Source organism: Peptoniphilus lacrimalis DSM 7455 (assembly GCF_000378725.1).
Taxonomy (GTDB): Bacteria; Bacillota; Clostridia; order Tissierellales; family Peptoniphilaceae; genus Peptoniphilus_A; species Peptoniphilus_A lacrimalis.
The window spans coordinates 75,152-88,872 of record NZ_KB900368.1; the positions used below are offsets into that span (position 1 = coordinate 75,152).

Genomic DNA, 13,721 nt, shown 5'->3' on the forward strand with positions numbered 1-13,721 from the left:
TTATTATAATAGTTCATCATCTTCATCATCTTCTGATGATTCTTCATGACTTTCATCATTGTCAGATTCATCTTCTGACTCACTAATATAATCCTCATCATCTTCTTCAAAGTCTTCCAACATTTTATCTTCCTTAGCTTTGACTACTTTAAAATAATATCCTGCTCCTACAACTCCTCCAATTACAAGTGCAACAATTAGAAATGAACCTATTCCACTTTTCTTTTCTTCTTTTACTGGAACAACCGTAGGCTCTTCTTTTTTTACTTCTTCTTTCTTAGGCTCTTCAACCTTTATAGTATTTTTATCTTCTGATTCAATCATATTAAGTAGGTCTTGCTCTCCTACTTCTGTCAATAGCCTTACATTATCTTGATTTGATGAGTGATCTACTATTAGGTGCATAGTTTTTCCACTTTTGGTTTGAAATGTTAAAAATTGTCTTACATCAACTGGATTTTCTTTATCTTTTTCTGTATCTCCACTTGGTGTAATATCTTTTCCATTCCTATCTACATTTTCAATTACAGAACCTCTTGCCTTATTTTCCTGTGTTGCTAGACTATTTACTGCCTTTGTATTACCACCTTTTACAAGTGGTGTTTTCTTTGGAGGATTATTTGAAGGCTTGGTTGCTTCACTTGTATTTCCTGGTATTCTTGGAACATCTTGATAAGGAATTTCTTCTTTTGACGGTGTAAAAACATCATCTTTCAACATTTTTTCAAATTCTTCTTTTTGTGGTTCATAGATTGATTCGTTTTGACTTTCTATCTGTCCTTCATTTGTCATTGCAAATGTAGTTGCTGGTACTGTAAATGTAAAAAGGAGTAACGCTATGGCTACTCCTCGTTTAATACTCTTATTCATTTTTCTATCCTTTCTTATTTTACATTTTTAAATACATAGACTGCTTTTCTAGCATTGTCCCATTCTATTGTTTGGTTTTTACCATCTTTAATATCTCCATGACTTGCTCCAAAAGCTTTAGCAATATTTGAAATTGAAGCATGAATTCTTCCATTTATAATAACTGGCTTAACATCTGAATTATAGACCTTTCCATCTGAATCTTTCATAACACCAGTATCAATATTTAGTCTTAATGTCTTTTTAGCTAGGATATTATTCTCTTTATTTGAGAAAATAGCTTCACGAGTAGAGTTGTCATACTCAACATTAAAACCTAGAGTATAAGCGATATATCTTACTGGAATCATAGTTCTTCCTTGATCTACATAAGTTTTTACATCCATATAGACTGTTGTCTTACCATCTTTATTGATAATGTTATAAAAGTTTTTGTCTACTTGGAAAACTGCAAATTCTTTTTCATCTTTAACTTGTTTTTTGGATTGTTGTTCCTCTTGCTTTTTCATCTTGTTAAGATCAAATTGATTTAGGATATTCTTGTCATCAGCTTTCAAAATTTCGTCCCACTTCTTATCTTGAGATTTCTTATCTTCTTTCTTCTCTTTATTTTCTTTTTGGAGTTTTAGAAGTTCATCTAATTTCTTAGATAAGTCTTGGTTTAGATTTTTATCTTTTTCATCTTTAGCTTGTTTTTCAAGTTCTTCTTTCGATTTTTTATTTGCTTCCTCGATTAACTTCTTTGCTTCTTCGATTTTCTTATCTAATTCTTCTTTTAGCTTTTTAATTTCTTCTTCAGAAGCTTTTTGTTTTTCTTCTAGTTCTTTAATCTTCTCTTCTAATTCTTTTTTTGTATTTTCAGAAGATTCTTTTAAACTATCAATAGCCTTTTGAAGCTCTTCAATTTTCTTACAGCATTCTGACTTAGAATTTTCTGTTTCTTTCTTTTTAGACTCTAGATCTTTTATCTTAGTATCTTTTTCATCAAGATCTTTTTCCAAACCCTTAATTTTATTATCTTTATCCTCAATTTCTTTAGTCTTCTTTGCAAGTTCTCCTTCTAAAGACTCGATCTTTTCTTGCATTTCTTTGATTTTATTTTCGTTTTTATCAGTCTTTTCTTTCTCAGCTTCTAACTCCCATTTTGTAGATGAATAATCTTCTTTTAGTTTTGCATTTTCATCTTGTAATCTTTTTAGTTCATCTTTAAGCTGAGTAATTTCTGCTTTTAACTCATCATTATTAGAATTTTTAAGATTTTCAATCTCTTTATTCAATTGATCAATCTTATTATCTTTATCTCTAATCTCTTCTTCTAGCTTAGACTTTTCTTGTTTTAGTTTTTCTCCATTATCTTTGCAAGATTCTAACTTTTCTTTTAATTCATCTATCTTTGATTGGTCTTCTTGTTTCTTATCATTTAAGTCTTTGATTTGATTTTCTAAGTCCTTAATGTTTTTAGTTAAATCATCAATCTTATTGTCCTTTTCATCAATATCTTGCCCTGTTAAATCTGTTTGAGTATCAATGGAATATTTATTTGGATTGTAAATAGTCATCTTTCCTTGATACATATCATTGTTATAATCAAATTCAAGTTCTACACTATCTACATTCTTATCAAAGACAAACTCTCCATTTTCAAACCTTAATCCATTAGGAATAGATTTGAATCCTTGATTTCCGTTGAAACCAAAATGATTTTCGTAAAATGGATTTTGTTTTGGTCTATACTCAACTTCTTGATTATGGAATACTCCCTTACTGTTAATATTTGGATTGCCTAAAACTTTTATAGTGTGCAATTTATTTCTTGAAAAAGCATACTGTTCAATTGTCTTCACAGACTTCGGTATAGTTATTTCTTGGAGGTTATTTCTTTCAAAAGCATTATGTTCAATATTTACTAGAGTATCAGGTAAAGTCACTTCTCTAAGTCCACAGTTGAAAAATGCTAAACCACCAAGATAAGTTAGACTATTTGATAGTTTTACCTCGTCTATACTTGCATCGTAAAAGGCAGCATAACCTAAATGCTTAACAGAATCAGGAATAATTACTTTATCCCAATGTTTGCCACGTCCAAATTCTCTTTTATATCTAAGTTCATCGTTTGAATGACTTAAAGAATAATTTCCATTTATAGACTTCGTTCCTTCAGGAAATACTAAAATATTTGTCTTCTCTTTCTTTTCTAAGCCTTTATCACTAAAGGCAATTATATTTCCCTCAGAGGAATACATAAAATCATCTTCCGTCCAAGTAACATCAGACTTTGCAAATGCACTTGTATGCACAGTTGATGTTAAAACTAATAAAAGAGCCATAAAAAAGGCTCTTAGTTTGTTCGTATTAAATTTCTTCATTATGAATGTTCTCCTTTTCTTTTAATTTTTCTTCTCTTTTTCTATCATTAATTTTCTCCATTAATTCTTCCAAGCTAATATTGTTCCTCCTAAGAGTTACAATTATTTCTTCATTTTCAACTCGTATTTCTTCATCGCAAATTTCCTTGTATTTTGCATTTAAATCTTTCAATTTCTCTTCTATTTTTTTCTTTTTGTTTCTAATACTTATAAGTTTTCTGTTCACATAATATCTCCCTTCTATCTAGGTCTTCCAAAACCATAAAAGTGTGATTTCCAATATTTTGAATTTATTGATGTGTATTGAATTGGATCTCCTGCGTGAATCATCATCCCGTTACCTGCATATATGCCTACATGAGATATTGGTGTTCCACTGTTATATGTTGAGTGGAAAAATATAATATCTCCAGGCTGAGCTTCACTTGGACTTACTGGATTACAATAGTCTTTATATATTCTCCATGCAGTTGTTCTTGGCATTCTCTTTACTCCTGACTTTGTGAATGACCAACATACAAATCCTGAGCAGTCAAAGTTAGATGGTCCACTTGCTCCAAACACATATCTTTTGCCTATATGTTTTTCTGCTTCATTAAATAAGGCTTTAGCAGTGGCTGAATCAAAAGCAAGACCAGGATTTCCAAAGTTTGGATTATCTACTATTTCTCCTAAGTCCCCATTTCCTGATCCAAAAACATCTCCCATATTTCCCTTAGCTTCAAGAAGAGCTTCATAATGAACTACATTGTCTGGATAATCTTTAAATATTTCCCTAACAACTTCATCCATTTCTTTTTTCTTTAAAGTTACAATTAACTTTTTATATTCGTACTCTTCTTTTTCATAGCTAGTATAAGGATTACCACGACTATCATATCTTGTTCTTGCTACTGTTCTTGTTCTAATTTCAATTTCTTCCTTAAAGTCAAGCTTATACATCTTATCGAAAAGCTCTTTTAAAATTCCTTTTACTTCAGACGCTGATTTTACTTCTCCACATCTTGAAGTTATATAGGATAGAAGTTCATGGGTATTATGACCAATTTCTCCTTCTTTGTTTATGATATATTCGTCATATCCAGGATGACTTGTTTTTACACTTTCTATTTGTGATTGTAGGTCATATTCCATTGATGAAAATTCTTGATTAACTTCACTTAGAACTGTATCTTGTGATAGGTATGTTGTTGTCATTACTGAGTTTACTGAATTGCTTAATCCACTCATACCAACACTTCCACCACCAATCATGATTGATAGCATAAGACCTAGTCCTATTACTAAAAATAGAACTATCTTACTTTTTCTTACGATTAGCTCTTTAGAAGCCTTACCTAAACTTAAAATAGCTTTTTTAACTCTATCTACAAGTCTTGTTTCGTGCTTTTTAGCTATCATGCTCTTCATTTGTTTTCTCTGGTAAAACTTTTTAAATCTATTTTTCTTTATATAGGCGTCTGACTTTTTTAAATCTTCTAATCCACTTTTAAACTTCAACTTGCTTTTTCTCTTTCTTATTTTCTTATCAAGTTTAGATAGCTTTTTTAAAGACTTTTTCTTTTTATCTAGCTTATACTTCCTTATTCCATGCTGGAGTTTAGAGCTTACATTAGCGACTTTTTCTCCAGATTCTACACCAGTATTATCAGATCCTGAACTTAAATAATCTCTCACTAACTCTGATGACTTAGCTCCAGATAATAAAACCCCAGAAGATAGGCTTCCTTTAGTTTTGTTTTTTAGGATATTATCCTTTAGCTTACTTTTAGACTTTTCAAGCTCTCCAATCTTTTTATCTGAGATAAAATCTTTAACATCTTGTGCTTTCTTAGAATCTTTCGTTGTAGCTTTCTTAGATTCATTTTTTAAGTCATCGATTTTCTTACGAGTGAATTTATCACTTTCATAATTTTTTCTCTTGTAGTAAGTCTTCTTTTTATTAACTTTCTTTTGTTCTGAAGATTTAAGGGTTGTTTCTTTTTCATCTTTTATAAATTCTTGATTATTGTCTTTAAACTCAGTATTATCAAATGCTTTATCTGTATCAACTTGGCTTAGCTTACTTTCTTTATCTATCTCTTTAGAAATTTTTTCCTTATCCTTAAACTTCTTTTCTTGATAAAGTTTCTGCTTTTGCTTTTTATCGATATTAGTATTACTTTCGTTCTTACTTACTTCATCTTTAATAAGCTTATCTTTTCTATATACTCTCTTGCTTTTCTTTGCTTCGTTAGGTTTATCTTCACTTGTCTGGATTCGCTTAGACTCTTTCTCGTTGATTTTGTCTTGGAATTTATCCTTACTATGGATAAGTTTATCCTCGTAATTTTTGATAACTTGTCTTTTACTTGATGCCTTCTTATTGCTTATTGGTTGAGCCTTAGCTGAAATATCATCTGTTGTTAGTTTATTAGAATTAATATTTCTACTGTTTTCACTATCAAAATTCACCTTTTTGAAGTCTACATCTAAGTCTTCATCAAGTTTAAAGCTTTCATCTGCCCTTATTTCAAGATTAGCTTGTTTTGTTTCTTCAGCCTTATCCTTATTTTCTAAAACTTCTTTTCTGATTCTTTCCTTGTTTTTAGACTTCTGAAAATCTTTTAGTTTATCTTGTTTTTGATCTTTAGCTAATACATTCTCATGAATAAGTTTAGATTCTTTTTCTGAAATTTTATCTCCAAACCTATCCTTAGTCTTAATAATCTTATTGGTATAATCATCTGAATGAACAAGTTTACTTTCAAGATTCTTTTCAGGAGCGTCCCTATTTCGTATAATTTTCTTTTGAAAATCTTTTTTTAGTTTTTTATCCATATCACACCTACTTAGCTTCTTCTGGTTTTGTTGTCATTAGCTTATATAACATGGTGTCTTTAGGGAATTTATCTATAAATGGAACAATAGTATTTCCAAAGAATAATAGTCCCTCACCAGCGTTTGAATTAGTAATATAGTTTAACTGATAAGGTGATATTTTTAATTTCTTAGCAAGTATATCTCTATCTCCAGATGCTTGATTTAACATTAGAACAAAGTCTGTATTATCAAAGATATTTTCAATTTCCTGACTTGTTAAGAGGTCTTTTACGTTTTGAGTTATGCCTGTTGGAATACCTCCCCATTTTCTAAATCTTTTCCAGATTTCTACTGAATATGAAGCAGTTTGTGGGTCTTTTAATAAAAGGTGGAACTCATCTATATAGTATCTGGTAGACTTGCTTCCTCTATTTAGGGAAACCTTGTTCCAAACCTGGTCTTGAATTACAAGCATACCTATTTTTTTAAGTTGTGTTCCTAGCTCTTTTATATCAAAGCAGAGCAGTTGCCTATTTAGGTCAACATTTGACCTATTATTAAAGACATTAAGACTTCCCTTAACATAAATTTCCATTTCTGTTGCGAGTTTTCTACCGACTCCCTCTTCTTGAGATAGGAGCATATCGTATAAATCTCCTAATATTGGCATATTTTCTGGTTTTGGGTCTTCAAAATATTTTTGATATATCTTTGGTAAGCACCTATCTATAACAGATTTTTCTGCAGCAGTAAGACCAGATCCTCCTACCACAAGTTCAAGCATAGACATTATGAAGTTTGCCTTATCCTTTAAAGGTGCGTCACCATCTCCATAGTTCATATTTATATCTAGTGGATTTAGATAGTCCTTTGACTTTGCTGATACTTTAATAACTTCTCCATTAAATTGTTTTACAAGGTTTGAATACTCGCCTTCAGGATCACAAATAATTACATCGTCATCTGTGACAAGAATTGCATTTGCCATCTCTCTCTTTGCTGAGAAAGATTTACCAGAACCTGGTGTACCTAATATTAATCCGTTAGGGTTCTTTAGTTTCTTCCTATCTGCCATAATCAAGTTTTGGCTAAGGGCATTTAAGCCATAGTACAAAGAATTTGCCGAATCAATAAATAGCTCTTCTGTTGTAAAAGGCATAAATACTGCCGTTGATGACGAAGTTAAAAATCTTTTTATTTCGACTTGATTAACTCCTAGAGGTATGACAGAAACAAGTCCTTGTTCTTGTTGATGAGATAATCTTTTTACCTGACAATTATGTCTGTTTGCAATTGATGAAATTTGAGCAATTGTGTTTTCTAATTTTTGATTAGTCCTTGCAAAATTCATCATTACTATGCTAACTACAAAGAGCCTTTCATCTCTATTTTGTAAGTCAGATAACATGGACTTAACATCAGCACCAAAAGTATTTATATCTGAAGGAATAATATCCATATCATATCCAGCACGAACTGCTTTCTTTTGTTCTTCAATTTTCATTCTGTCTAGGTCTGTGTTTTTTCTCTTAATGAGTTTAATAGCTTCTGCTTGTTCAACTACATCTATATGAAAAGCTACATAAATATTGTCATCAATATCTAAAAACTCAGATAACATTCTGTCTGATAACTCGCTTGCAAGTATTTGAAAATGGCTTACTGCTCCAATGAATTTCCCAAATTTAAAATTATTTGCTGGTGCAAAATTAAAGATATTGGGAGTTATATGTGATTTTGTAGACTCTTTCTTCTTCAAATCCTTATATGAAAAATCAAAGTTTTTGTCTGGATTTAACATATCGTGAACAAGTCTTAGTCTTTCTTCGCCATCAAGACTTTCTGCTCTTACCCCCATAGATTTAAAGTTAGATAAAATATCAACTTCAAGTCTATTTAACTTTGCTCTTGCTTGCTCTAGATTATCGGCTTCTGTTGTAAAGGTTATATACTTCATCTTTTTAAGTCCGTTATTTCCCTTTGCAAGTTGAAGCTTTAACATCTCCCTAAACTCTTTTCTTACATCGTCATAGAAATCTCCCTTATCAGCAATTTTAATTGCATCTTGTAGGTCTTTATTTCTTCCTAATTGATTTACATACGAAAGTTCAATGTGGACACTTGGATCAAAAGAATTTAAAAAGTTGGCAAATTGGTTAAAGATTAAATCTCTGTCTTCTTCCAATGCCAACTGGTAATTTATATCTTGAAATGAAATTGTCTTTGAATAATTTTTTTCATCTAACTGGCATATGCCCTCTGGTAACATTCTTATATAGGGAATTGTGTCCTCAACAGTAAATCTCTTTTTTTCTTTCTTTAAAAGTACACTTAGAAGACTATTTGTTGGATCTTTCTTTGTTTTTAGCCTTCTTACTTCCTTTCGGTCTTTTTTTAATTGTTTTTCCCTTAGATTTAAGTCGCTGATTTGCTTTTTTCTTTGCTTCAAGGTATGCCTCCTTTCTTATTCTCTTAGTTGGTTGATAAAACTTATGAAGATAGAAAAATCTAAAATACTTTTCAAAAGTTAAGGTGTCTTTTTCATATAAGGTTATAAAAAAGATTGGCAGGGTTACTATTAGCATTACAATGATTGAAACATCATTAGGTAGATATTTCTTCATAAATAAATAAGTTGGTATGCCAATTAGTCCTGCCACAGAAAAACCTATAAGTTGTCTTTTGGTTAAGTTAAAGGCAACCTTTGTTTTAATCTTGTCCAAATCTTTTGGTATTGGTACATATGCCATTTTAATCTCCCTCTACTTCTTCTTTGGAAAGTTCAAGTATATGGTCATAATTAGATGTTGTTTCCTCTTCCAGGTAGCTAATTCTTTCTTCTAATTCTTCTTGTTTTTCTTCATTTCTGTCATTGTATTCTCCTTGATAAATAACAAATTCATTGTGACATCTTCCGAGTCTGTTTATTCTTTTCTTTAAGTTTCTAATCTCTTCATTTCTTTTTTTCTCTTTTAAGATTTCATAAGTTCCTCCCAATAAAATTCCAAGTCCTAATAAAGCACAATTTTTATTTTTTAACATTTATTCCTCCTAGTGCGTATTCATAATACTTTTTGCAACTGTTCCACTCTTAAACATCATAAGTCCAAGTAGTAGAGCATATCCTAATATACTAAACAAGCTTGTGTGAATATCTGTAACCTGTACCGTTCTTATTAAAACGGTGTAGATACCTAAACATACCATCAAAAACAAACCTTGTAGTCCCAAAGCAAAAAGTCCCTTGATATAATTTGTTCCAATCTGACCCCATTCTTTATTTCCCATAGTCGCAAATGGAATGGATGATACTGATGAGTAGACATATATTTCAAACATACGCCCATATACTATTAATGTTATAACTAGTGAAATTCCTTGAATTGCAATCCTCACAAGGCTCGTTTCAACTAGTATCATTAAAAGCTCACCTATTTCTTTTTCTTTTAATGCATCAACCATTGCAACTATCTGATCTCCTGAAACAGTGGCAGAAGTAGTGATTACCCCTGCCGCTTTGTTTACAAGATTTTGTGCCACATCAAAGACTGCCATTGAAAATTCAAAGGCATGGCTTGCAAGGTAGACTGCTATAAACATCTTTATAATGTATTTAAAAAACTCAAAAGTGTCTGTATCATGCATATTATTCTTTTGCATAACCATATTTATGAGTTCAATACATAAAACTGCTGTTATGATAAGACCAGCTATTGGAACAATCACATTATCATTAATGTTTTTTATGAAGTTATATACTTCTCCATTCCAACCCATTGGTGTCTTCCCAACATCAGTTGCAATAACTCCTACCTTGTCGTTTATATCTAAGAACATGGACTCAAGATTTGCTTTGATACCTCCGAGTAGCATATCCTTAAAAAATTCAGTTAGCTTGTCAAAGATACCAAACATAGACTTTCTCCTAATTTAAAGCATTTGCAAGTAGTGGAATTAATTTGATACCGATTAGTACAATTCCACCACCAGCCATAAGCTGCTTAATACCTTGAGATTTAGCACCAGATTGCGATAGGTAAGCCTACAGTTTCAGTGTTTCCAGCTTTTCCCCCGCTTAGCACCGTGCATGCGACTTTCACCGCACACGGCGCCCCATCGCAAGAAAGATTTTCACGTTTTAATTAAGATTTACACACTTCTCAACAACTAGTTATTTCTTTTAAATGGTTGGCAATCCTACCATTTCTCTGAGTTTATTACATTTCTCAATTTGCTTACCTGTTAAGGCAAGTTCTTTTACATATTTTAGGATTGTATCTTCTTTTATTGCATGGACTAGTATATGCACTTTTTCTGTTACAAGAATTAGATTGCTGTACTTGTCTGTACCACCTTTTTCAAGTGGTAGTTTATGGTGGCAATGTATATCACTTGGTGTTAATTTATTCCCTGTTACAAAACATCTTCCATATTGAGCTGCAAAGAGAGAAATCCTATTGTCTGCATACTCTATACTCTTATCAAGTACAGGGTGTCTCATTAACCAAACAAGAGTGTCTATATCAATTTGTAGATTTTTATGAATTAAAGATCTACCCTCTACAGTGTACTTGTTTATATCTTTTTTCTTGTGTTTTGCGTCCTTCGTTTGGATATACCCCACTGGAATTAATGGGTGTCCGTTAAGGAAGCGAAGTTGTTTACTTTTTCCATACTTATCTTTGATAAATCCTTTATTTAATGTCCCATTGGTCTTTAAGTCAAGCCTGTTGTTCATTTGCTTTTTAATGTGAAAGGCTATTTTAGCAAAGTCTAAACTCACATTTGTTGCTATTTGGTAATAATTATGCAAGCCTGAAACAGTAGCATTATACCTAGCTATTGCTTTGTACTGCTCTTTTTCATTTGCAGGTCTTTTTATATCCGCAACACATTTAGAAATATTTTCTTTTGCATTTTTCAGTGCCTTATCACTTATATGTGACTGTACAACAAACTTTTTACCTTTTGGTTTAACCTTCAGCTTGAAGCCTAAAAACTCTGAATACCTTTGTTTTAGGTTCGTGATCGTTGATTTTTCCTCATTTATTGTTAATTTAAGCCTATCTTCAAGCCACTGTTTCACTGCTTGATATGTCCTTTTTGCATCATAGTAATTACTGCAAAATATTTTAAAATCATCAGCATATCTTACAATGTAAATTTCCTTGAGCTTACTTGACCTTAAGGCTCTATAGGTATGGCTTTTTATTTCCGTTCCTTTGCTATTAGTCTTTTGCTTATATGGATAATGCGTTGGCATTGTTGCCCATTGGGATGAAACCCACCAGTCCAACTCATTTAGTACTATATTAGATAGCAATGGGGATAAAATACCTCCTTGAGGTGTACCCTTTGTAGGTATAATTGTTTCACCATTTGGCATTACAATATTAGCCTTTAACATTTCCTTGATAATGCAAATTAGCTTTTTATCTCTTATTCCTAAGTGCCATATTTGTTTTATGAGTTTTGAATGACATACATTGTCGAAAAATCCTTGTATATCAATATCAACTACATAGTGTAAATGCTGTCTTTGCATTAGCCTTGCACATTCTGCAATAGCGTGTTCTGTATTCCTATTAGGTCTAAACCCATAAGAACTGTCGTGAAATTTCGCTTCACATATTGGCTCTAAAATTTGTAAAATACATTGTTGTACAATTCTATCAACAATCGTTGGTATTCCAAGCGGTCTTGTTTTTCCATTAGGTTTTGGTATTTCCACTCTTTTTACAGGGCGGGACTTATACCAATGAAACTGTTTTTGTATTAGAGAAATGTATTCTTCCTCATTTAGTTTTGATAGATGGTTTATTGTTCTTCCATCTACTCCTGCTGTGTGACTGCCTTTATTTCCTTTTATACTTCGATAGGCTAGTTTTATATTTTCTCTTGAAGTTATTAACCCCATTAAATTTGAAAATACTTTATTCTCACTGCTATCTTTATATAGATTATCAAGGACCTCTTGCAAGTCATAATATTCCGTATAACGGATTTTATTTTGTTTTAATCTTGGTTTCGAAGTGGACACAGGCACCATCTCCTTTCGGATTTGATTTTCTTTGTCATACTCGAAGCTGTGTTTATCTTAATTTCAGTTCTTGTTCTTTCTTGTGACTAGTGGCTATCCCTCCACGAGCTTATTATTCTCGCTTCATAGGTACTATGCCACCACTTTCACCAAGATAAAAAATAGTTATATGATTTTTTTTCTTATCATTTTCCCATTTAACACTTCATTAGCATTAGTCTGCCTCCATGTTCTTGGTTTACCACGTTCCAACAATCCTATCATTGAATGCGTTTAGGTTCTTCCTCTAAGCCTGTGTTTAGCTCTCGCCTTATCGCCTGTAACGATATATGGACTTTCATAACAACCATTCTTACTAATCCACAAACACACCATCTTTGATGGTAATTGCCGTTAGACAAATTCAAACGTCTAGACTTGTACATTCGGAAGTGCGTCAGTGTTTTGGTATACACATTCTCACCATGCGTATTCGACACCCGGCATATAGGTAGCACCATTTACCTCTAAACAGGTTTCGTATAACTATATAGCTATTTACGGCTACTCTCTGCCGACTTCACCGAGCTTTTGACAATAAATTAGTCTAATATTTATTGCCAATCGGAGTATCAGTGTAGGCATTTCAGGGCGTTACTCCATCATTCTACCTATTAGATTGTTAGTTCTCCTAAGTTTCGGACTTTATGTCCTTAAACTTAGTGCATAAGCTTTTCACTTATGAACGTGTCGCACGGTTATCATTACCATAACCTTCCATTAAGTTAATAACTCCCCATGCACCTAAACCTGCACCAATTGCAGTTACTAGTGTCTTTAAAACTCCAACTCCAGCTGTAAAAAATTCCATATTATTCCTCCTCGTTTTCTTTCTTATTTTCTATTTTGTTTAGTGATTTAACTATAAAATTCTTGTAGACCTTATCTCCTTTTTTGTTTTCTTTGAAATATCCAAAGACATGGATTAGATCTCCTTTTTCAAATTCTTTTACAATTTCTACCTTTTCTCCATATACTGAGCAATTTGTATATTCTTTGCCCTTTCCATATTTTTTAACAAGAGCAAAATTTGCTACTTGAACACTTTCTCCATCTTTTTCAAATTCTGAAAATTCAGCTTCCTTAACTAAATTTGCATTAATATTTATCATTTCTCTATCCATTAATTTCTTCTCCTTAATTTATAAATTTCATTTAAAAAAGCGACTGAACTTATATTTCAATCGCTAAATGTCTTATATATTAAATTGTTTTAAGTGGGACTTCTTATCCTTACCATCTTAACCTCCTAATTTTGAGTATAAAAAAAGACGATAGAGTTTTTAATTTCTATCGCCTATCAACACTTTTTTTCTAGTCTTCTAAAATCGATACTTCAAGGTCTATCGCTTTAAATGTAACAGTTATTCCTACTTCTTCTTTTACTATTTTTTCAAATAGCTCAGCTATATCATATGGGGACATATCGTATATATCTTCATACCATTCATTGCTTTCATCGTACATTGTCTCACATATTGCTTCAATATAATTTTTCTTATCCATAGTGAGTTCTGTATCACTTTCTAGAATAAACTGCTCACCATTTATATTTAATATAATTAAAGATGATTTTCTATTTTCACACATTTTGCTTTCTCCAT

At 31.7% G+C, this 13,721-nt stretch carries 12 protein-coding genes and 1 pseudogene; all 13 read right to left on the bottom strand.

Annotated features, from left to right (window positions below):
- Positions 1-3: 3 nt before the first annotated feature.
- The 13 genes and pseudogenes from F594_RS0101775 to F594_RS0101830 all read right to left on the bottom strand — a co-directional run bounded on the left by F594_RS0101775 (position 4) and on the right by F594_RS0101830 (position 13,707).
- A complete protein-coding gene (locus F594_RS0101775) occupies positions 4-870 on the bottom strand; it encodes a CD1107 family mobile element protein (RefSeq protein ID WP_019034345.1) in 867 nt (288 codons plus the stop codon).
- 14 nt (positions 871-884) lie between these two features.
- Positions 885-3,236 carry a leucine-rich repeat protein gene (locus F594_RS0101780; RefSeq protein WP_019034346.1) on the bottom strand — a complete coding sequence of 784 codons (2,352 nt, stop codon included), beginning with the start codon at positions 3,234-3,236 and terminating at the stop codon, positions 885-887.
- Positions 3,223-3,462, bottom strand: coding sequence for a hypothetical protein (locus F594_RS0101785; protein ID WP_004026811.1), 240 nt, complete (start codon positions 3,460-3,462; stop codon positions 3,223-3,225). The genes F594_RS0101780 and F594_RS0101785 overlap by 14 nt, the downstream gene beginning before the upstream one ends.
- Before the next feature lie 14 nt (positions 3,463-3,476).
- A complete protein-coding gene (locus F594_RS0101790; RefSeq protein ID WP_019034347.1) occupies positions 3,477-6,056 on the bottom strand; it encodes a CD1108 family mobile element protein in 2,580 nt (859 codons plus the stop codon).
- Between the two features lie 7 nt (positions 6,057-6,063).
- On the bottom strand, positions 6,064-8,487 hold the full coding sequence (locus F594_RS0101795) for a VirB4-like conjugal transfer ATPase, CD1110 family (protein ID WP_019034348.1): 2,424 nt from the start codon (positions 8,485-8,487) through the stop codon (positions 6,064-6,066).
- Complete coding sequence (locus F594_RS0101800) at positions 8,378-8,788, bottom strand: PrgI family protein (RefSeq protein ID WP_011528974.1); 411 nt, start codon at positions 8,786-8,788, stop codon at positions 8,378-8,380. Before F594_RS0101800 ends, F594_RS0101795 begins: the two co-directional genes overlap by 110 nt.
- Before the next feature lies 1 nt (position 8,789).
- Entirely contained in the window at positions 8,790-9,080 is a 291-nt protein-coding gene (locus F594_RS0101805; RefSeq protein ID WP_019034349.1) for a hypothetical protein, read from the bottom strand.
- 9 nt (positions 9,081-9,089) lie between these two features.
- Positions 9,090-9,953 carry a VirB6/TrbL-like conjugal transfer protein, CD1112 family gene (locus F594_RS0101810; protein ID WP_019034350.1) on the bottom strand — a complete coding sequence of 288 codons (864 nt, stop codon included), beginning with the start codon at positions 9,951-9,953 and terminating at the stop codon, positions 9,090-9,092.
- 10 nt (positions 9,954-9,963) lie between these two features.
- Positions 9,964-10,053, bottom strand: a pseudogene (locus F594_RS09640) (Maff2 family mobile element protein); the annotation flags it as partial.
- 165 nt (positions 10,054-10,218) lie between these two features.
- Entirely contained in the window at positions 10,219-12,078 is a 1,860-nt protein-coding gene (gene ltrA / locus F594_RS0101815; RefSeq protein WP_019034351.1) for a group II intron reverse transcriptase/maturase, read from the bottom strand.
- Positions 12,079-12,796: 718 nt separating this feature from the next.
- Positions 12,797-12,928 carry a Maff2 family mobile element protein gene (locus F594_RS09490; RefSeq protein WP_000394205.1) on the bottom strand — a complete coding sequence of 44 codons (132 nt, stop codon included), beginning with the start codon at positions 12,926-12,928 and terminating at the stop codon, positions 12,797-12,799.
- 1 nt (position 12,929) lies between these two features.
- On the bottom strand, positions 12,930-13,241 hold the full coding sequence (locus tag F594_RS0101825) for a single-stranded DNA-binding protein (RefSeq protein WP_000373441.1): 312 nt from the start codon (positions 13,239-13,241) through the stop codon (positions 12,930-12,932).
- A gap of 190 nt (positions 13,242-13,431) precedes the next feature.
- Positions 13,432-13,707, bottom strand: coding sequence for a hypothetical protein (locus tag F594_RS0101830; RefSeq protein ID WP_011528973.1), 276 nt, complete (start codon positions 13,705-13,707; stop codon positions 13,432-13,434).
- Positions 13,708-13,721: the final 14 nt, after the last annotated feature.

Coding starts and splice junctions, on each gene's coding strand:
- F594_RS0101805 (WP_019034349.1), bottom strand. CDS start 9,080: ATGTTAAAAAATAAAAATTGTGCTTTATTAGGACTTGGAATTTTATTG.
- F594_RS0101825 (WP_000373441.1), bottom strand. CDS start 13,241: ATGGATAGAGAAATGATAAATATTAATGCAAATTTAGTTAAGGAAGCT.
- F594_RS0101775 (WP_019034345.1), bottom strand. CDS start 870: ATGAATAAGAGTATTAAACGAGGAGTAGCCATAGCGTTACTCCTTTTT.
- F594_RS0101810 (WP_019034350.1), bottom strand. CDS start 9,953: ATGTTTGGTATCTTTGACAAGCTAACTGAATTTTTTAAGGATATGCTA.
- F594_RS0101830 (WP_011528973.1), bottom strand. CDS start 13,707: ATGTGTGAAAATAGAAAATCATCTTTAATTATATTAAATATAAATGGT.
- F594_RS09490 (WP_000394205.1), bottom strand. CDS start 12,928: ATGGAATTTTTTACAGCTGGAGTTGGAGTTTTAAAGACACTAGTAACT.
- F594_RS0101780 (WP_019034346.1), bottom strand. CDS start 3,236: ATGAAGAAATTTAATACGAACAAACTAAGAGCCTTTTTTATGGCTCTT.
- F594_RS0101800 (WP_011528974.1), bottom strand. CDS start 8,788: ATGGCATATGTACCAATACCAAAAGATTTGGACAAGATTAAAACAAAG.
- F594_RS0101790 (WP_019034347.1), bottom strand. CDS start 6,056: ATGGATAAAAAACTAAAAAAAGATTTTCAAAAGAAAATTATACGAAAT.